The sequence below is a fragment of the Rhodocyclus tenuis genome (genome assembly GCF_014197755.1).
In the GTDB taxonomy this organism is placed as follows: Bacteria; Pseudomonadota; Gammaproteobacteria; order Burkholderiales; family Rhodocyclaceae; genus Rhodocyclus; species Rhodocyclus tenuis.
Genome location: NZ_JACIGE010000008.1, coordinates 120091 through 138544, shown reverse-complemented (window position 1 = coordinate 138544; position 18454 = coordinate 120091). Strand labels below are relative to the sequence as shown.

Sequence of the window (18454 nt, the reverse complement as noted above, 5' to 3'; positions counted from 1 at the left end):
ATAGACGTCGTCCCCCAGGCTTTCGTAGTAGCTGTCGTTGCCGGTGCCACCAGCGAGCGTGTCGTTGCCTGAACCACCGTACAGCAGGTCGTTGCCATCGCCACCTTCGAGCAGGTCGTTGCCGCTGTTGCCATACAGGGTGTCGTTGCCGCCAAAGCCACGCAGGGTATCGCCAGTCGAAAGGGTCGCCGAGATCGACTCGCCAAGATCAGTGCCGAGCATCGGTGCCTTGAGCATCACGCTGGTGTCCCAAACGGTGCCGTCGGCGAACTCAATGCGCTCGACGCGAACAGCCGTGTTGCTCACCCAGCTCTGTACCCGGATGCTGTCTGTCGTACCGTTGATCGACAGGATCAGGTCGTAACCCGAACCAACAGCGCCCGAGCGGTACAGCGTGACATCGGCCGGTGCAATACCCGCTTTCAGGCGGATCGTGTCGGCCGTGCCGTCCATGCTATAGCCACCATTGGTGATGACGTCCTGACCATCACCCCGACCGAAGAGATAGACGTCGTCCCCCAGGCTTTCGTAGTAGCTGTCGTTGCCGGTGCCACCAGCGAGCGTGTCGTTGCCTGAACCACCGTACAGCAGGTCGTTGCCGCCACCACCGTAGATCGTATCGTTACCGCCATCGCCATAGAGGGAGTTGTTCGCGGAATTACCGATCAAGAAGTCATTTCCTTCTCCGGCGCTGAAACTGGTCGCGCCAGCCGGTGCGAGGTAGACGTCATCGGCGCTGGTACTGCTAGTTGCGCTGATCGTGGGGGAGGTGAAGGCGTTGCGTACATCCTGAATCGTACCGTTCAATTCGGCCTCGGCCATCCACTGGCTGAGGCGGGGTTCCATGCTCCAGGTGGGGACGGACTGCACCAGGCGCTTGCCGAGGTCGATCAAGTCGACCAGCGCATTGGTTGCATCGCTGGTGTAGCGAGTGTCGAGCAGCTCATTCAACCCGGAGAAATCAAGCTGAATACCGTTGGCGTCGATTGTCAGGCCAATTGCATCCAGATAACCCTTCAACCGCGTTTGCATAACCAGTCCGTCATAAACCGACTGTTTCAGCGCATCGTAGCTCTGCTTCAACAAATCGACTTGTTGCGTCGTCAGCGTCGGCAGGACAAAGGTATAGCTAGTAACGGCCGGCGTGGTGCCTGCGCTGGCTAGATTGATGCTGCTGAAATCCTTGCTCTGGCTCGATACCAGCGCACCCAGCCCGGTCCTGATTGTGCCGTCGTCGCCGAAGTTGAGAAAAGTCTGCCCGTTGAAGGCTTCGAGGACGCCCATCATCCTGCCCATTTCGGTGGCTTGGGCCTTGACGGTGTTGTAGCGGTCTTCCGTGACGCCCAGCGTCATTAACGTCAATGTCTTGTCGAAACCGGGCTGGCCGATGATCTGGACCGCCTGAAGTTCGGCATCGGTGGCACCGGGAACCTTGAACATCAGCGTGAAGCCCTTTTCTGCAGCGCGCTGTTGTGAGGTCTTGAAATTGGCGGTGCCGGCCCAGTCTTGCAGCAGTCCGTCGAGTTGTCCGAGCATCTCGGTACGCGAACCTTGCAGGGCGGCAACGTCCTGGATTAACTTGGCATCAAGACTGGCTGCTTCTTGCAGGTCGCGGACCAAGCCAGCACCCTGCAGGCCGGTCAGCTTGGCGGCTTCTGCGGTCAACGCGATATGGTCGCCGAATTCGCGGGAGAAGGCATTGGCAGCCAAATTGAGGTTGGCGGCGGTGCCAGTGGTGCCGTCGGTACGGGTGTAGGTGGCCGAGGCAGTCTGCGTATTGCCGTTGCCGAAATTGACGGTGCTGGCCGTGCTGGTCAGGTTGATGCTGGCGATGCCGCCCTGGGCCAGGGTTTGCAGTTCGCCGACGTCGGATATGCCATCCTGATCGAGATCGCGCCAGACTTGGACATTGGCGTATTGGGCATCGGCGCTGCTGAAAACGCCGTCGTGGTTGCTGTCGAGGTCGGCGAGCGCTGCGAAGCCGCTGGCAGCTTTCTGGCCGTTGGACATAACAGTGTCGACGCCGAACAGTTCGTTGCCGTTGTCGATGGTGCCGTTGCCGTTCTTGTCGAGGACGAGCAGCGCGTCATCGCCTTTGACCCAGCCGGTGCCGGTTTTGATGCCGTCGCCGTTGTGGTCGAAGAGGGTTTGGCTGGTGGCGGTGATGCCGACGGTTTCAAGGCCATCGCCGTCGAGGTCGAGAGCGAGTGGGTCGACGGCATGCCAATTTTTCGCGCTGCCGAAGAGTTCAGCAAGTTCGGGATTGAGTTCCGCGAAGAACTTTCCAAAGGCACTATCACCGATTAGATTTTTGAGATTCCCCATGAAATCCCAGAATTTCTGCGTCCCCAAATATGAATATGCTGCGGCAATAATGGCAGCCGCGGTTGTTTGGGCGACAGAAGCCGGTATCAAGCCGCACGATGCCGAAGCTGCCATTACCCCTAATGCGGCGGCTGCGACTCCAGCGACGTCCGAAGCCGAAAGTGTTCCCTGTTGTGCATGGCTTATAGCCGTTGCAGCTGCCAGCACTGTTGAAGTAATACCCAATCCCGCTTGTTGAGGTCCCGGAATTGCAGCAATTATTCCAGCCATACCCGACATTACCCCAACGGTATCGCCGCTTTTATATGCTTCAACAAATGATGTAACGGCAGATGGAACCCCTGCCAGATCCGAATAACTCACTCCCATAACAAATCCTTAATAAAAGAAATAACCAGCAATATCAGAAGGAATTGGCACGCATTCACAAAAGTGCAATACGGTTTGTTTTTAGGAAAAACCCCAATAGAAAAAGCAATTTTCGTCATGTCAATAATATTTCTATTTTTTTCTCGTAAAAAATCAAGCCCCCCCCCATCGCTGGCCGCACTTAGCAAGCGAGAGCTAATGAGCAAATAGTAAAATACGATAAATAAAATAATTCTTCCGTGAGTATCCGGGAATAGCGGAGCGGCGCCAAATATCGTTCCAAAAAACCCAACAACAACAAAAAATATTCCGAATAAATTAATAAAAACAAGCACGCCTCTACTCGGATTCTTGCCCGTCTCCAATAATGTTTTTTTGTTGAAAAAAAACGCTTCTGCAATCAGACAAAAACCTATTCCAAGGTATTCCATAATATTTAAATACTCGATTGTCTAAAAACAAAACAGAGCGCAGCCCTATTAACCAAATCCCCCATCAACCCGAAACTAAAGTGGCCCGAGAAATTTTGTTTCTATATATATTCCGGTCGACCGTGGCATTTCGTAATTCCTGACTTTACACATATTCCTCTTCCTCATTTTTACTCCTCCACAACTTCCATCTGCCGGGTTGTATTCGTTCCAAGTTCGATCACTTCATCCACAGCCAACCCACGTGGAATCTGATGCGTAATAAACAGCATCGTCACCTTCCCCTTGAGCTTGTTGACCGTTCGAGCGAAGTGCTCCGCTGTCTGCTGATCCAGATTCGACACCGCCTCATCGAAGATCAGTATCTTCGGCCGTTTCAGGAGCGCCCTGGCAATGGCAATCCGCTGCCGCTGCCCACCCGATAGCCCGGTACCACGTTCCCCAATCTCCGTCTGATACCCATCATTGAGCGTTTCGATCACCTCATGAATCTCCGCCGCCTTGCAAGCCTGAATGACATCCTCGAAGCTGGCATGCGGATGCGCCATGACCAGGTTGTCGTAGAGTGTGCCGGCGAAGAGCACGGTTTCCTGTGGCACGACGCCGAAGGTTTGTCGTAGTTCGTTGGCGGCGAGGTGGCGAATGTCCTTGCCGTCGAGGTTGATCTGCCCTTCGTTCGGCTGGTAGAAGCCGAGCAGCAGCTTGGCTAGCGTGCTCTTACCACAGCCAGACGGCCCCATCAGCACGGTCAGATGGCCAGGCTTCAGTGGCAGGCTAAGGTTCTTGTACAGCCAGGGGTGGTGTTCGGAATAGCGGAAGGCGAGATGGCTGAGGTCGATTCGGCCGGGGCCTTGGTTTTCTCTTGTTGGGGTAAGCGTATGTGGTTCCTGCGGCATGTCGAGAATATCGCCCAAGCGTTTGACAGCAATGTTGGCTTGCTGGAATTCCTGCCACAGGCCGACGAGGCGTAGGAGCGGTTGGCTCATCCGGCCGGCGAACATCTGGAAGGCGACGAGCATACCGACCGTGAAGCCGTCGTTCTGCATGACCAGCAAGGCACCGACAATCAGGATGGCTAGGGTCATCACCTGTTCGAGGCCATTGCTGATGACGTTGTAGGTGTTGCCGACCTGCTTCGTACTGAAACCAGCGGCGAGGTATTGGGCGAGGAAGTCGCCGTACTTTTTGTCGATGTCGGCTTCCATCTGCAGGGATTTTACGGTGGCCATTCCTGATACGTATTCGGTCAGGAAGGATTGGTTTCTCGCCCCGAGCATGAATTGCTGATTGAGTTTTTCGCGAAAGACCGGGGTGACGAGAAAGCTGATCAAGGCGATGGCGCCGAGCAGGCCGACGGCGATCAGTGAGAGTTGCCAGCTATAGGCAAACATCACGGCGAGGAAGATGAGCAGGAAGGGAAAATCGAGAACCAACGTGACAGCGGCACCGGAGACGAACTCACGGATGGTTTCGACACCGTGCAGGCGGGCAACGAGGGTGCCGGTGGGGCGGTGTTCGAAGTACGGCAGAGGCAATCGGAGCAGATGCCGGAAGACCTGACTGCCGAGGACGGCATCGATGCGGTTGCCGGTGTGCAGCACGAGATACTGGCGCAGCCAGCTCATGCCGCTGGTGAAGAGCATGAACATGACGAGCGCCACGCCAAGGACGATCAGGGTGCTGTGGGTCTGGTGGACGACGACCTTGTCGATGATGACCTGGGTGAACAGCGGCGTGGCCAGACCGACGAGCTGGATAGCCAGGCTGGCGAGCAGGACGTCACGCCAGATGGTTTTGTGTTTGAGGAGTTCGGGGATGAACCACTTGAAGCCGAATTCCTTCTTCTCGACTTCAAAGCCGGGGATTTCGCCATCCTTGTTGGTGTCGCTGGCCTCGCGTGAAGCGAGGATGAGTTCGGGCTCGAACTGGGTGGCGGCTTCTTCTGCGGTGATGGTTTCCGGGGCTTGGCTACCGGTGCGGAAGTAGAGAAGTTTGTGGCCGTCGGTCTTGAGGATGAGGACGGGGATGGTGGGAATGGCTTCTTCAGCGCTACTTTCCGGGACGGCCCGCAGGAAAGCAATGGCTGGAAGCGGAAGCTTTTGCCAATCGGCGGGGTGGGTACTGTTACCTGTTTTGAAGCCCAAGGCGCGGGCGGCTTCGTGGAAGGTGGCGAGGCTATGCGGCGGCGGGAAATCCTGTTCGACCAGCTTGGGGTCGAAGGGGATGCGATAGAGGCTGCACAGGCTGCCGAGCAGCCACTGCACGCACTGATCCCCCAGCCCCCCCTCTGATGCCTGCATCGCCCAATTTCCTTTTATGAAGATTGGGCATTCTCTGTTAGCGATAATGCCAAGTCAATACAACAAAGGGCATATTCTGGAGAGGCTCACCTCATGCGGCCTGGACGTTCAACTGGCGAGTCGCCCTTGACCAACCCTGCCACCATGCAGCGGCGGACGACCTCATCGAACACCCAGCGAAAAACGCCGCTGTCGCGGAATCGCCCATGGCGATTCTTGGAGAAGGTGGAATGATCCGGTACGGCATCTTCCAGGCCAAGACGGCAGAACCACCTATAAGCCAGGTTGAGATGCACTTCCTCGCACAGGCGACGCTCGGAGCGAATGCCGTAGCTGTAGCCAATGATCAGCATCCGGATCATCAGTTCGGGATCAATCGACGGACGGCCAGTAGGGCTGTAGTGCTCTGCCAGATGTTGGCGGAGATCGTTCAGGTCGAGGCAGCGATCGATGCCTCGCAGCGGATGATTCTGAGGCACGTGGTCTTCAAGATTGAAGGCATAGAACAGTCGGCCCTGCCCCCCTTGCATTTGCCCCATCATCGCTAGATCCTCATTGCGAAAATGCTTTATGCATATTTTGCCACCGACCGTTTAACACAGGGAGTTTTTCAACAGAATCGCCGAATTCCGGACCTACGGGGTAATGTCAAAAAACGGAGCGGGGGAGTAATGCCAATCGTCACTCTCAGAAACAGCTAACCAGAAAGCGCTCAACTCTCCTTTGGCTCAGAGTCAATCCGCATTCCGTTGCGGATCGGCGCGGGGCTGTGTAACACTCCTTGGATTATTCTCACGGAATAGACCATGCCCGAATCGCGAAAAATCGAGGAATTCGCATTCCGAAGCCATCCGAGCCAGGATTTCCTACGAAAAGCGCTCATCGATTACGCGGAAGGCAAAGCGGCTGGCAAAATCTACGTCGACCCGGCGGCCACCGGGACCGGGAAAAGTTGGGCCCTTTCGAATGAGCCCGTCGCCCACATCGAGGCATGGGAAGGCAAGCCGCTGACGCTGGTCTACCTCGCCCCGGAATGGCGCCACCTGAACCCGATCCACGAAGACCTGAAAAAGTCCCTCGCCGGCTCATCGGCGCCCCTAATTGTCTTCCGCAGCCAGCTCGACTCCCTGGCCGAAACCGGAATTCCGAAGGGCTGTCCCCTCAGGAAAACGGCTTCCGACCCGGAAACCCCGAAGATCATCCACGATCTCGAGCGGGGGATCGAATTCCTCTACCGGGAGGAAGTCCGGCGGAGCGAATATCGGGAAAGGCTGGAAAAGCCGATTCGGCAGGACCGCGACGCCTTGAAGGCGCGCTGCAGGAAATGGATCGACTTCCAGGCGGTGAGCCCGTCGCCCGACGTCCGTCACTGCCAAACCTGCCGCTGCATGTACCCGGGGAACGAGGCGTTCCAGAAACGCACCGGCCCGATGGTCTTGCTGATGACGTACCAGAAGCTCTTCTGGGGCCTCTCTGCCTTCGAAATCGACGGATCGCGGGCGAGGTTCTTCACGTACTCGCCGTTCGTGTCGGAACCGACACTGAAGGAATCGCCGTTCCCGAACTGTTTTTTCGTGGGCGAAGAATTCTCCCACGGGCACAAGCGCATCACCGACGACATCGAGAAGCGCGCGGTCAAGGTCAACGTTTTCGAAGCGGCCTCTTTCGCGGTGCGCGGCCTTGCCGACGCGTTCGACAAGACCAGCCTCGTCATCGAGTCGGCGAACAAGCCGCTGTACCTAAAGCACCGGGAACGTCTGCAGGCGGTACGGAAATACGCCGTCGACCGCCATTCGAGCTTCTGGCTCCCCGGAGAAGTTCACCCGTACGCCAACGGCCGGGCATGCGTCCTCTTCCGCCCCGACGAGCACTTCGAGTCCCGACAGTCCCTCGTCGCCGCCATCAGCCCGGCGTTTTCGTCGCTTTTTTCCCACGACCAGATGGGCGCCCGTCTCGATACGACCGTCACCGACACCACCGACGGCTACCGCGTCATCGTCAAGCCGTTCAAGTCCTCGGGCCAGATGCGTGCGGAAGGATGCGAATCCGTGCCGGTTTCGGCGGCGCAGGCCATCCGCCGGACCCTCGAGCCGATCGCCGACGTCTACAACGCCATCAATACGATAGACCTCGCCAACAAGGACGCGCGCAACCTCCAAGGCAGGCGTCCGGAGTGGGCCGGGTTGTTCCTCAAGGACGTCACGCAAGGAAGGCCTGAAATTGCGGAGTACGTTTCCACGCTACCAGGCAGGAGGAGTTCGAACTCCCTTGACTCCCAAAAAGACGAGACACTCAGCGTCCTCGACCAGTTCTACCTTCGCGGTTACGAATTCCTCGAGGCCGGAATGTTCGACGGCCACCAGCTCGAAATCAACGTCAGGCTGAGCAAGGGCAGCACCGAAGCCATGGTCAGCGCGATCCTCGAAGCGGGTAACGCGTTCTACGTATCTTCCGCTTCCGCGACCGTCCGGTCGTCGATCACGAACATCGATCTTGATTGGCTCACGCTTTCCCGGGGGTACCCGAAAGAAATACTGCCGCTCGACGAAGGTGCACGCGTCTTGGAAGAGAAGACCGGGCCGAAAGCACAACCGAAAATCGTCTGGGGCCGCGACGACGTCGGAAACGTCCTGAACCTTTCGTTCGGAGAAGGAGGCGACGACTCCGGAACCAACGTCGCCGTGCTCAACACGTTCGCCCGGGATCTCGCCGAAACCGGAAACATGGCCCCGAGGTGTTCTCTTCTGTTCTTCAACAGCGGACGGCGGGCACAGCAGGCCCGGGACGCTTTCAGGAATTTTCTCCGAAAGGAATTCGGCGAAGGAAGCTACCGCTGCGACTTCGTGGACGCGAAGAGCTTCCAGGGCGGCGACTGGAAGGATTTCCACGCCGATTTCGCCCGAAACCTCTCATCCGCTGAAAAACCGAAAATCTACCTAGTGTTCGTGGCGTTCGGAGGCATGGCCACCGGAGCCAACCTCCACCAGGAACTTCCCCTCCCCTTGCCGGAGAATGCGAACTTCTTCCGGTACGTCGGTGGCAGTTCAGTCCGCCGGCATACCGGAGCGGACCGGGTAGGCGTAGACGTTTCCGACGTCGTCCTCGCAGAGCAGGTCACCAACGTCGTATCCGAAAGCAACTACCTGCGCATCGGGCACCACCTTGCCGCCAAAGGGGACTTCACGTGGCTTCAGATCGGCCACAAGCTCTTCGGCAGGAAGGATGCCGCCGAACCGTGGTGGGCGACCAGCGCCGCCATTAAACAGACGTCGCAGTACGTCGCCGCGCAAATGGACATCGCGATGCAGTCGGTGGGACGGATGGACCGGACCCTCAATTCCTCCTACTCGCCCAAGGTTTTTCTGAATTCCCGCTTCGCCGGCATATTCGCCGCCGTCACTCCGGACATCGTCGGTGAAACGATCCTGCCTCCCGCGATGCGCCTCGTGCTGGAGTCCGCGAAGCGCCAACTCCGCGTTTCCGAGGTCTGCGCAAAGACCGATTTCATCGTCCGGGCGGACTGCGGCTCCCGGGAATTTTTCTCACGGCTCGCGCAGGAGGTCAGGGAATCGACCGACGCGCGCGGCCTCTGGATCGACCTACGCGAATTCCTGTCGTCCTACGCCGTCGTCACCAACAAGGACTTCCTGGGCGCGAACGAAACCGCGCTCAGGCTCAACAAGAAACTTGCCGCGTACGGCGTGACGGTGACCGACTTCTACTTCGGCATGCCGTCCAAGGCGGTATTCTCGAAATTAAGGGACAAATGGGGCCTGTTCTTCACGGCCGACGGGGACGATTACCGGTTCTTCGACCCGGACTTCGCTCCGGTGGACGCCCAAAAATGCTGGTACCGGACGATATCGGACAAAAAGTCCGGTTACGTGATGATGGTCAGGCCGGCGGTCATGTTCGACGTCGTATGGCCCGCCGATTACGAGAGGACGTGCCGGGTGGCCGTCACGGCTTGGGCCCGCAAGAAAGCGCTCGATGACCGCGAAACGCCGCTCCACCTGTTCGAACGCAGCGATCTCTTCGTTCCGCAATGCGGCGCGGCGGTCGACGCCAAGGCCTGGTCCGTCTGCACCATGGAAGGCTCCGCCAACCTCGACAAAATCGAGCAGCTCGTCGCGGACGCGCGCATGAAGCTCGGCTACATGCGCTCCGAAGCCCGTGGCGAATGGGCGCCCGAGCGCTACGTCTACGCGTTCAAGAACTGGTGGCCGGCGCTTGAGGAAAAATACGGCCGAGTTGCGGTGTTTTTCGACGGCGACAGCGTCCAGAACGACTTCCGCGGTCCATGGAACGTCGCGTTCGTCCACGTCCAGGACTACGCGGTGCTTACCGAAATTCTCGACGAGCTGGATACCGTACCGGCCATCGCCACCGGGAAGGCTGCCGAATGACTGATACGCCGCGTTTCAACGCGTTCTTAGCCGAGGCGATTCCCGCCGCCTGGTCCGAATTCGCGTTCTTCCATCGGAAAAAGAATCCCGAAAAGGAGCAGCGTGCGGAAATCGCCCGGCTCTGGCGGGAAAAGGCCGTTCTCGCCGAATCGGGAGATTCGTCGCGTGGATCCTGGATCGCCTGTCCGTCGGGAACTCCGGCCGAGCGGTTGGCCGGACACGGGTTCCTTCCCTGCGCTATGGAAGCGGTTCCCGCGGATGTTCTTCTGAACTTCGTCCTCGCGATGCGGATTGGCACTCCGGCCGGAGAACCGACTTACCGCATGCCGTCAGCCACGTATTGGGAAGCGAAAAGGAATCCGAAGTCGCACACCATGGTCTGCTTCAAACCGGAATTCGTTGAATACGCGGGGATGCAGGTCCTGAAAATCTCCGCTACGGGTTTCAAGGCGGTCCGTCCCGGGTTCCCTTCGAAGAAGGCCTCCGCAGTGTTTTCGGAAACATCACCCGGAACGTACGAAAACGTCGGATACCGAATCCCCGAGGCCGGGGACGTGGTCAAGGAGGCGCCCATCCGCAGCGCTCGACCTCGACTTCCTTGGACCCCGATGCGCCCGGAAGGCTCCGGCCCGATGGATTCCAAAGTCGGCTTCGCCAGTTGGCTCGTCGGTGGAATCAACGCATCCGGAATGGCTTCGCTCGAAGCCGCGCACATAGAATCTCGTCCCGTAAAGGAACTGGTCGGCCGCCGCGGAATGACCTCGCACCTCGACAAGTCGAAATTGGTCGAAGCGATCTTCTCTTCGCTCGCTTCCCGTGAGATCCACCTCTACGATCGGCGTACCGAAGCCGACAACCTCGGCGCTTGGGAGCTATTCTCGAGCGCGATGACGAAAGCCTGCGACGGATTCGGCCTCGCCGTCACTGACCGGGGAAATTCGCCTTACGTCGAGACGGCGGCGCAGATCTTCGTCGCGATCGACCGCGAAGAGGCGTTCGACGAGGATGGGGCGGCCGACACCAAACCCGCCGCCGTAGCCTCGTTCCCGCGCCCCGTGCAATGTTTCACCGGCGAAATCGTTACGAGGCCATCGGAAGACGCCGGGTCCGAAATATCTCCCGCCGCGGTCCTCGTCATGCTGGCCAACTCCGTCCTGAAGGACGAGGTCGCCGCCAGGCGGCTCATCATGCCCCGGGAGTGGGTTGCCACCGACGTCATGGGATCGGTGGCGGACTACGTCTTTTGCGACGGGTTCGCCGACGGCGAAGACAAGACGTTCGCCGGGATCCAGATCGCCCGGGACGGAAGTATCGAGTTCCTGGAGGAACCTACGGAAGGACGCCTATACGAAAGCGTGATCGCCCGGAAGCTGACCCCGGTATTCCGCCGTCTGGCGTCCGATCCACCGCGGAAGGAATTCGTCGGCGCGGTCGAAATCCTGACAACTCCCGTCCGGGCTTTGCCGTTGTTCACGAAAAAAGGCATGTCAGGACATTTCACGGGTGTTCGGGTGGTCGAACGTCTCGGCGCGTACTATTCGTCAGGATCCGACAATCCGAAAAGCCTGAAGGTTGAGAAGTCCCTGGTGCTCCGCCAGGTTGAACGCGTCGGAGGTACATTCTCCGGGGATCTCGAAATGATGGCTGGATTCTGCGTAGATCCTACTGTACGGCTCAATGCCGCCACGGTTTGGCCCGCGCCTTACAAATTGCTTCGAGAATATTTTTTTACCAAGCCCTAAACGAAAGATGTCATTTGGCATCTCATCCGGCAGGTTTCAGCATTGAGCCTCCCTTTGGGCATCAGCTAACCGGCGCGGAGGAGTTTCCATTTCTGGCCGGCTGTTGCTCTGTTACAACGGCGATACATTTAAAGATACTGTTATCTGATTCGAACCGCGCCCGTTCAACTGGTTTTGCAGGTCCGAAATTACTCGATCTCTCACCCGAATAAGCTCTTCGAGTTCGGCGACCCTGGCGTCCAGCCGATAGTTGATGCGTGCCAGTGCAGCGACCTCTTCCTGTGCCTTTTCAACCAGTCGCCGATACTCCTTCTGCTTTGCAGCCGACTGCGCCAACGCCGAGCGATTTTCCTTGAGGAGTACCTTGGGTGTCGTATCGTTGATCTTTCGAATCTTAACCAGTACGGGCTCATGGAATCGGTAGAGGGTGACGCGATCCACGCTGGCTTCCTTGGCAACCGATGCGGCAGTAATCCTGGTACCTTTTTTGACGATCCGCGGATTGCCATTCACGAGATGGCACAATGCAAGTTCCAGCTTCTCCCGCGTTTCCCTCACCGACTGGCGTTTATTGGCCGCCAGCGCCTCTTGGGTTGCTTCGGAGATTCTCATGCTGATTCCTGTCCGTTAAGCCGCCGCAAGACCTTCTCAGCGTAATTGAGGATGTTCTTCGACCGCGCCCTGCCACCCGGCCCCATATCATCGAGCGCTAGCGCCTCCATCTGTTGCTCTCGAATGCCCTCCCAGGCAGAGCGATGTTCCTGCCCGATGATGCCGTAGTTGCACTCGACACACATCTGCGCCTCAAAAACGCACAGCCCGCCGCAGCCTGTGCCACGAGCATTGCCGACGCACCAAGAATGGCCCGTGCCGTTCAAGGTGATGGTGCCTGCGTACTCTTTGATGAGTTCTTCCTTGTTGGCCGCAGTGCGAACCGAAGCGCGCCAGTCTTTCAGCCAGTGCCCACCATTCGCCAGCGGTGTATCGGAATCCAGATACCCGCCAATGATTTTGCCCTGTCGGTCCACCTTCTCCTTGGACACCATTTCCAGCAACTCCGTGTCGGCCTCGTACTCGTCTGCACCACCGTCAGCGTAATAAGTGGTCATGTCAATTGACCAATGGCCGAAGTGGTCTCGTAACGTCAGTAGATCCCCAAGTTCAGAGCGTGCGACAAAGTGCGCGTAGGTCCGCCGGAACTGATGAGCGTAAAGAGAGTATGGGCGCCCATCGCCATCGTTTATCCCGCAGTGTTCGCAAAACTCCTTCAAGAGCTTGTTCATTCGTGTGCCACATAGCACGTTGGCCACACCGCCCTGCTTCGCAACAAATAGTCTGAACTTCGCATTGCGCACAATATCGAGGCGCTTGATTAATCTTGCCCGTTGGATGGGGCTCGACGAGGCCAGTTTCTTCGCGAGAATTTCTTTTTCATCTTCAATATCTCTGCGAACAGATGCCGTCACTCGCGTCAATATCCGCACGGCTTCGGCTACGATTGGCGGAACAAGCCAGCGTTTCGGCCGTACCCCTGTTTTGTAGATCGTGCCATGCAGCCACATCAAGCCTACGCTGCCATCGGTGCTTGATCCTTCCCAAATACATCCTTCAGATAGAGACATCATTTCTGAATCGCGAATTCCCGAGAACATGTCAATCAAGACGTAACAGGCGGTGCGCAGTCTTGTCACCTCTTTGATGAGTTCATAGGTTCCCGCATAGCCGGCCTCTCGTGCCGCTTCGGTGCGATGAATGGAAATCCATGACTTGCTGACAGCGGATGCTGCGAATTTCTCGCCTGCGGCTTCGACAGCCTCGGCCGCAGCCAGTATTTCCGGCGCCTTGTTACGAATGTAGTCGATAGCTGCGGATGCAAGCTGCCCGAGCGTCTTATCTGGAATAACTGCCGTCGTTGCCCGACGGTGGATGCCGCCCTGCTTTTCTCCGGCCAACGATGTCGCCGCCTCGCCGGGCCATGGGTGTGCCATCAATGCGTCGCTCAGCTTGTTTCGCTGGTGATACATATCCTCCAATATTGATAGTCGAGCCGTAACCGTCTTTGGCGACGCTACTCCACTTTTTGTCCGCTTGGCAGCAGAGGCATAGTCAAGTGTGAGGCCATTCAGATCCGTGAATCGACGAATTCCTACTGTCACCATCCAGCGCAAAAGCAGAATCAGCGGGAACGATTTCGTGATCAGGGATCGCAGAATAGGACGTTTTCGTCCTTCGATCGGTTGTGCGAACAATGACCAAAGAAAGTCTTTGGCAGCATCCAGGAGGTGCGCATGCTGTGCATCTGTCAACAAGCTTCCATCCGGTAGAGTTATGTTCCAATCCAGCCGTTTGCGCGAGGGGGGAAGATTCGCGTTCGGCAGGTAGGGATACCAGTCCCAGATGTCATCACCGAATCGACTGACTACAAATGGTGTGCCATCAGGTTGAATCGCGACAGATACTGGGCGTATTGCTTTCTCTGTTGGCGCAGCCCCCTTCAGTGGTCGTAAATCAAGTAAGGGCATGCTCAAAGCAGCATTCCTTTCCAAGTGGGATGGGGGGTCTGTTGTGCCTTGAGGCGAGAAGCTTCTACCTTGTCGGCTGGGAACTGCGAGGCAATATCGGTATCGATACGACGGATGATAGGTCCGTAGGTTTTCAGCCAATGGGCCGAGTTGATCTTAGAACGCTCTGTGAGGAGCCGATAATAGAAGCTGAATAGCCGCCACAGATCGTCTTCAAACACACACATACTCGGGCACTTGAAGCAATGGAAGAATTTCTGGCACACTGACTCGTTTTCGCGGAATGGGTTCTTGCAGCGTGCGATTCCTGTGCTGTAGCCCCCCGCGAGGAGATGTTTCATATCCTGTAACGGAATCTTCCCATCCGCTGCCAACAGGACCTGGCCTTCGACCTCCATACGTGTGAATTGACTCACCATCCCGTCAACAACAATGGCGTGGTCGCGCTTTGCTTCGGGCGATGCCTCAGCATAGTGGCGTGCGGTCGTCTCAACGTTTGCGTGCCCTAATGCTTGCTGAACGCGGCGTATGTCCCGCGTGCGCCGATATAACTCGGTCGCAAATGTGGGACGCAGCCGAGCAATATTCAGTGCCAACGGCTTTCCTCGATCATCTTGAAGTGCATGCCGTTTCACAAACATTCGGAGGCCGGAGTTTGCCAACTGGCCATCCAGTCGCACGACCTGTCCCTTGCGCTCCAGATGCGTGATGCGCCAGATGAACACGTACGCCTGATGCCTTTGCTCTATTTCATCAACAAGTGGTGCGGTGATCGCACACAAAGCGCGAAAGTGCTCCCCGATGGTTGTGGGGATGGCCTGCAGCGCTTTCTGGGCCTCTGGTGCCAATGTTTTGCGAAGCGAAGTCGCTTGTGTCGACCAACCACGTCTTTTGTACGTGACCATAAGCTCCCGGTCTGGTAACGGGTGCGCCTGCAAACTGTCGCGCTTCATGTCTAGGAGCGATTGCATGTTCCTTCCCGTCGCCAACGCGAGGAGAACCAGATGGACAACCAGGACTTGCAGCCCTGACAGATCCGCGCGGCCTTCGTGGATCGCCTTGAGATCCTGATTGAGTGCGACAAGTATCCGCTTCTGCTCAGGAACTGAATACGCCTCCCGTTTCTGCGATAGTCGGTTCGCGTTCGGGAAAGGATTTCTCGGGAAGCTCAAGTCAGTACTGACCGGAGCGCCAGACTTTTGTCGGTTTAGCAATAGCGATTTCAGGAGATTAAAGGTCACACGTCGAGAGGAAATCGACCACGGCTCGCCCCTGTCCTTTCCAGTGGAGACCAATTGCAGTTCCAACCAAGCGAGATACCGATCCAGTAATGCGCGATCAATTTGATCCAACCTGCCAATCTCCTCGCTCGCGGCCGTCAGATCATCGAGGAAGCGCCAGAACGGGCGTAAGCCAACATTCAAGTAGGAATAAAGCGTCGCTCCCACGGATGTATGCCGCATGTTCCATAGTGCATCTCGCATGTGACTGGCCAGGTCTTCTCGCCCACTCTCTCGGAAAGGATTGAAGTCGAACTTGAGCTTGCCGTGATGCGGGCAGTCGATGGTGAAAGCCCAGCCCGGGGGCATATCGACGACACGCCCAACATCCAGCGTCAGATTGGCCTTCCTGTCCAATTTGTTGCGTCTAATGGCCACGGCGCAGCGCCTCGCAGACTTCTGCCTGGTAGCCGTCCACGTCATCGTTTTGGGTTAGATCGACGGCATGGATGTACTTCTCGGTGGTAGTGATGGAACTGTGGCCCATGCGGTCGCGCACCCACATCAGCGCCTTGCTCTGGCCCTCCTTCTTACCCATACGCAGCAGTTCGTAAGTGCCGAATGTGTGGCGCAGCATGTGCGGATGAGCCTCGATCCCGATCTTACGGCTGACCTTGGTAAAGGCGTTGTTGAGATACCGGACGGAGAGTTCTTCGCCATAGTGCGACAAGAAGAAACGGGTGCTTTCCTTGCCGTATGTACGCTTGAAGATAGCATTGCGCTTCGGCCAGTCGCGGCAGAAGTAGTCCCACAGGGCCACCGCCAAGTCGTATGGCAGCATGACGAACCGCTCCTTGTCGCCCTTTGTCGGCGTCAGCATGGGATCGAGCAGCATTGGTAACTGCTTTCCGGGGTCATGTCCGGCGGGATTCGGCACCACGCGGTAGTCCAGACCGACAACCTCTTCGCGCCGCATCCCGGTCAGCAGTGCAAGGTAACCCATGAGCTTGAGCGAGTGCGGCGCCATGGTCTCGACGAAGCGAACCGCCTTGTCCATGTGGAGGAACTTCGGCAGCGGCTTATGCGTCTGCAAGGTCAATTCGTTAGCGTCGAAGCACCCACCGGAGGCGTCGACGTGGGCCAGAAAGCTGCGCGGCTTGGCGACCCAGATGTCCTGGGTCGAGAAAGGATGGGTATGGGTCTTACCGTTGCGCATGGCCCACTCGTAGAAGGCATGGACGCAGCGCAGTCGTTGATTGACGGTAGAGCGAGCGCAGTTCCGCTCAAGCATCGCGTCACGCCACGCCGCGACTTGGGTTTGATTAACGGTATCCCATGGCAGATTGTTCGCCTCAAGAAATGCGAAAAACTCGTACAGGTGATGTCCGTAGGTCAGCCAAGTCTTCTCGGAGCGCGTGCGTCCTTTGACTGTTGCGACGAAACGCAGGTACTCGTTGGGGGTTGAAACCAGCTCCATTTCGTTACCGCAAAGGAAAGGGATGTTTGGCCTCGCTATGCTCTCCCAGACGAATTCCCTGTCGGTCAGGAACAGGCGCATCAAAGGACTTTCTTCCAGAGAGCTCCGGTCGCCGTCTTGAAATCGATCCGCAGCAGGTGCATGGCTGAATCAATTGTCCTGCCACCGCCGGTTTTGGCGCGGGTATCGAAGAATTTTGGGCCGGTCAGCAGCAGTTCAAACTCGCGCCCCAGCACCTGCGCGTGCCAACGAGTTGTGTGGCGATCCTTGATCGGTTCAAACGTCCTATCACGTTTGGCAGGGTCGGTGAACGCCTGCAACGCAAACGCTGCATCAAGGTTCCGCCACCGACCCTGCTCGCCAAGGTCAATTCTCGCCACTTCGCCCCGACCTTCCCAGCTACTCGACTTTCACTGAAAGCCCGCCACTCAACAATACCATTGTACTCATGCTGTATTGTCTCGCAACACTTTATGGGAGGCTTATCACGACCTACGCCACGTCGCAACGTCTCGACTGGCCGAGAAGCTGTCGAACGTGATCGAGCTGGCGAGCGTCACCGGCCACAAGGACTTGCGAATGCTCAAGCGCTACTACCACCCGCGGGCGGAGGACCTAGCGCGCAAGCTTGGCTGAGTCACTCGAGTTAAGCGCCACCGACAAGCTGTTTTAGCGCCAGCCCCCCAAGCGCCCTGATCGCATCGAAGGTCAGTTCTATCCCCTTGCTCTTTGCATTCGCCTTGATGGATTCCCACAGGCTCTGTGATCGCATCGTATCCAGTAAATCATGACCATCCATCGTTAGCCGAGGGTTAGTTTGTGCATAGTGAATGCCACCACCTAGAGAACGGATAATTTCTATACCTTCGACATACCCGCCCTTGATCAACAGATCTAGGTGCCCAAATATCCGCCGCTCGATCGCCTCGTAGGCTTGGTAAGCGCTCTCATATTCGTCCCACGTAGCAAAATCACCCTCCTTCGGTTCAGGCGGGATATCAGCAAAAACGTCGTCATCCTCTTCAATGGCAGTTAGTTGCTTACGGATCAGATCCCAGTCTCGTTTCATCTCTAGCCCTCAGTGCAAAGCGCTTTTAAGAACGCCGAGTTTACTGCCATTGACATGCGTGAGCTACGACCAAGCGACAAGACCTGCACCTATGAAAAGCGCGAGGGAGAGAAGGACTGCTGCGCGCGAGATGACGCCGACCAGCCCCTCGATAAAATGCGCCCGTTGCGACGCTTCGTAACTCGCGAAAACCTGGACGCCGTGAGCATTGCGGCGCCCGAACTGCCGGCGGTCGATCCACTGTAGGCCGGTGAGCCCGGCGGCGATCAGCAGCCCGGCGAAAATTGCGATTGCAGCAGTCATCTGCTCTCTCCTTCACAGTACCGGGCTGTCCGACGGCTGCGGGAACAGAACCTGTTGCCAGTAGTCCCGATCCTCCTCAGTCAAGTCGTGCGAGGCGTAGCCGAAGAACCCCCGCGCAATGCCGATATGCGCGTCGGCTCCATCGGCATCACCTGCCGCGCCAAGCCGCGCGGCGTACGCCATCAGGCGGTTCAGCGAGTCGTTGATGGACGTTGCGCGTTCAGTGGTCTGCGTCATTTCGCCTTCTCCTTGAATATCAGTTGTTACTCGGTACGTACCGAGTTGATGGA

The 18454-nt window shown here is 57.4% G+C and carries 14 protein-coding genes and 1 pseudogene; 3 read left to right on the top strand and 12 right to left on the bottom strand.

Annotated features, from left to right (window positions below):
* From GGD90_RS18235 to GGD90_RS11720, 4 genes and pseudogenes are all read right to left on the bottom strand, one after another.
* On the bottom strand, positions 1-2439 hold a 2439-nt coding region (locus GGD90_RS18235; protein ID WP_325065987.1), incomplete at its 3' end, for a calcium-binding protein.
* 245 nt (positions 2440-2684) lie between these two features.
* Entirely contained in the window at positions 2685-3125 is a 441-nt protein-coding gene (locus GGD90_RS11730; RefSeq protein WP_153116887.1) for a hypothetical protein, read from the bottom strand.
* A gap of 170 nt (positions 3126-3295) precedes the next feature.
* Positions 3296-5425, bottom strand: a complete 2130-nt coding sequence (locus tag GGD90_RS11725; protein WP_153116888.1) for a peptidase domain-containing ABC transporter — start codon at positions 5423-5425, stop codon at positions 3296-3298.
* A gap of 119 nt (positions 5426-5544) precedes the next feature.
* Positions 5545-5967: pseudogene (locus tag GGD90_RS11720) on the bottom strand (transposase); the annotation flags it as partial.
* Positions 5968-6231: 264 nt separating this feature from the next.
* Between GGD90_RS11720 and GGD90_RS11715 the strand changes: the two are divergent.
* Complete coding sequence (locus GGD90_RS11715) at positions 6232-9831, top strand: hypothetical protein (RefSeq protein ID WP_153116889.1); 3600 nt, start codon at positions 6232-6234, stop codon at positions 9829-9831.
* Positions 9828-11573: a hypothetical protein gene (locus tag GGD90_RS11710; protein ID WP_153116890.1), complete on the top strand. Its 1746-nt coding sequence runs from the start codon at positions 9828-9830 to the stop codon at positions 11571-11573. The genes GGD90_RS11715 and GGD90_RS11710 overlap by 4 nt, the downstream gene beginning before the upstream one ends.
* A 111-nt stretch (positions 11574-11684) precedes the next feature.
* On the opposite strand, the gene GGD90_RS11705 is transcribed toward GGD90_RS11710, so the two are convergent.
* From GGD90_RS11705 to GGD90_RS11685, 5 genes are read right to left on the bottom strand one after another with little or no spacing between them, the layout of a single operon-like run.
* Positions 11685-12185 carry a TetR family transcriptional regulator gene (locus GGD90_RS11705; protein WP_153116891.1) on the bottom strand — a complete coding sequence of 167 codons (501 nt, stop codon included), beginning with the start codon at positions 12183-12185 and terminating at the stop codon, positions 11685-11687.
* Entirely contained in the window at positions 12182-14101 is a 1920-nt protein-coding gene (locus tag GGD90_RS11700; protein ID WP_221227750.1) for a site-specific integrase, read from the bottom strand. Before GGD90_RS11700 ends, GGD90_RS11705 begins: the two co-directional genes overlap by 4 nt.
* The gene (locus GGD90_RS18330) at positions 14098-15753 is read right to left on the bottom strand and encodes a tyrosine-type recombinase/integrase (RefSeq protein WP_153116892.1); all 1656 of its coding nucleotides are present in this window, start codon (positions 15751-15753) and stop codon (positions 14098-14100) included. Before GGD90_RS18330 ends, GGD90_RS11700 begins: the two co-directional genes overlap by 4 nt.
* A complete protein-coding gene (locus tag GGD90_RS11690; protein WP_153116893.1) occupies positions 15743-16873 on the bottom strand; it encodes a tyrosine-type recombinase/integrase in 1131 nt (376 codons plus the stop codon). The genes GGD90_RS18330 and GGD90_RS11690 overlap by 11 nt, the downstream gene beginning before the upstream one ends.
* Positions 16873-17172, bottom strand: a complete 300-nt coding sequence (locus GGD90_RS11685) for a hypothetical protein (protein ID WP_228273734.1) — start codon at positions 17170-17172, stop codon at positions 16873-16875. The genes GGD90_RS11690 and GGD90_RS11685 overlap by 1 nt, the downstream gene beginning before the upstream one ends.
* 76 nt (positions 17173-17248) lie before the next feature.
* Between GGD90_RS11685 and GGD90_RS11680 the strand changes: the two genes are divergently transcribed.
* On the top strand, positions 17249-17428 hold the full coding sequence (locus GGD90_RS11680) for a tyrosine-type recombinase/integrase (RefSeq protein ID WP_221227749.1): 180 nt from the start codon (positions 17249-17251) through the stop codon (positions 17426-17428).
* Positions 17429-17438: 10 nt separating this feature from the next.
* On the opposite strand, the gene GGD90_RS11675 is transcribed toward GGD90_RS11680, so the two are convergent.
* From GGD90_RS11675 to GGD90_RS11665, 3 genes are all read right to left on the bottom strand, one after another.
* A complete protein-coding gene (locus tag GGD90_RS11675) occupies positions 17439-17861 on the bottom strand; it encodes a DUF2513 domain-containing protein (RefSeq protein ID WP_153116894.1) in 423 nt (140 codons plus the stop codon).
* Positions 17862-17924: 63 nt separating this feature from the next.
* A complete protein-coding gene (locus GGD90_RS11670) occupies positions 17925-18164 on the bottom strand; it encodes a hypothetical protein (protein WP_153116895.1) in 240 nt (79 codons plus the stop codon).
* 12 nt (positions 18165-18176) lie between these two features.
* Positions 18177-18401 (bottom strand): hypothetical protein, encoded by a 225-nt coding sequence (locus tag GGD90_RS11665; RefSeq protein ID WP_153116896.1) that lies wholly within the window; start codon positions 18399-18401, stop codon positions 18177-18179.
* Positions 18402-18454: the final 53 nt, after the last annotated feature.

Coding starts and splice junctions, on each gene's coding strand:
- GGD90_RS11730 (WP_153116887.1), bottom strand. CDS start 3,125: ATGGAATACCTTGGAATAGGTTTTTGTCTGATTGCAGAAGCGTTTTTT.
- GGD90_RS11725 (WP_153116888.1), bottom strand. CDS start 5,425: ATGCAGGCATCAGAGGGGGGGCTGGGGGATCAGTGCGTGCAGTGGCTG.
- GGD90_RS11715 (WP_153116889.1), top strand. CDS start 6,232: ATGCCCGAATCGCGAAAAATCGAGGAATTCGCATTCCGAAGCCATCCG.
- GGD90_RS11710 (WP_153116890.1), top strand. CDS start 9,828: ATGACTGATACGCCGCGTTTCAACGCGTTCTTAGCCGAGGCGATTCCC.
- GGD90_RS11705 (WP_153116891.1), bottom strand. CDS start 12,185: ATGAGAATCTCCGAAGCAACCCAAGAGGCGCTGGCGGCCAATAAACGC.
- GGD90_RS11690 (WP_153116893.1), bottom strand. CDS start 16,873: ATGCGCCTGTTCCTGACCGACAGGGAATTCGTCTGGGAGAGCATAGCG.
- GGD90_RS11675 (WP_153116894.1), bottom strand. CDS start 17,861: ATGAAACGAGACTGGGATCTGATCCGTAAGCAACTAACTGCCATTGAA.
- GGD90_RS11670 (WP_153116895.1), bottom strand. CDS start 18,164: ATGACTGCTGCAATCGCAATTTTCGCCGGGCTGCTGATCGCCGCCGGG.
- GGD90_RS11665 (WP_153116896.1), bottom strand. CDS start 18,401: ATGACGCAGACCACTGAACGCGCAACGTCCATCAACGACTCGCTGAAC.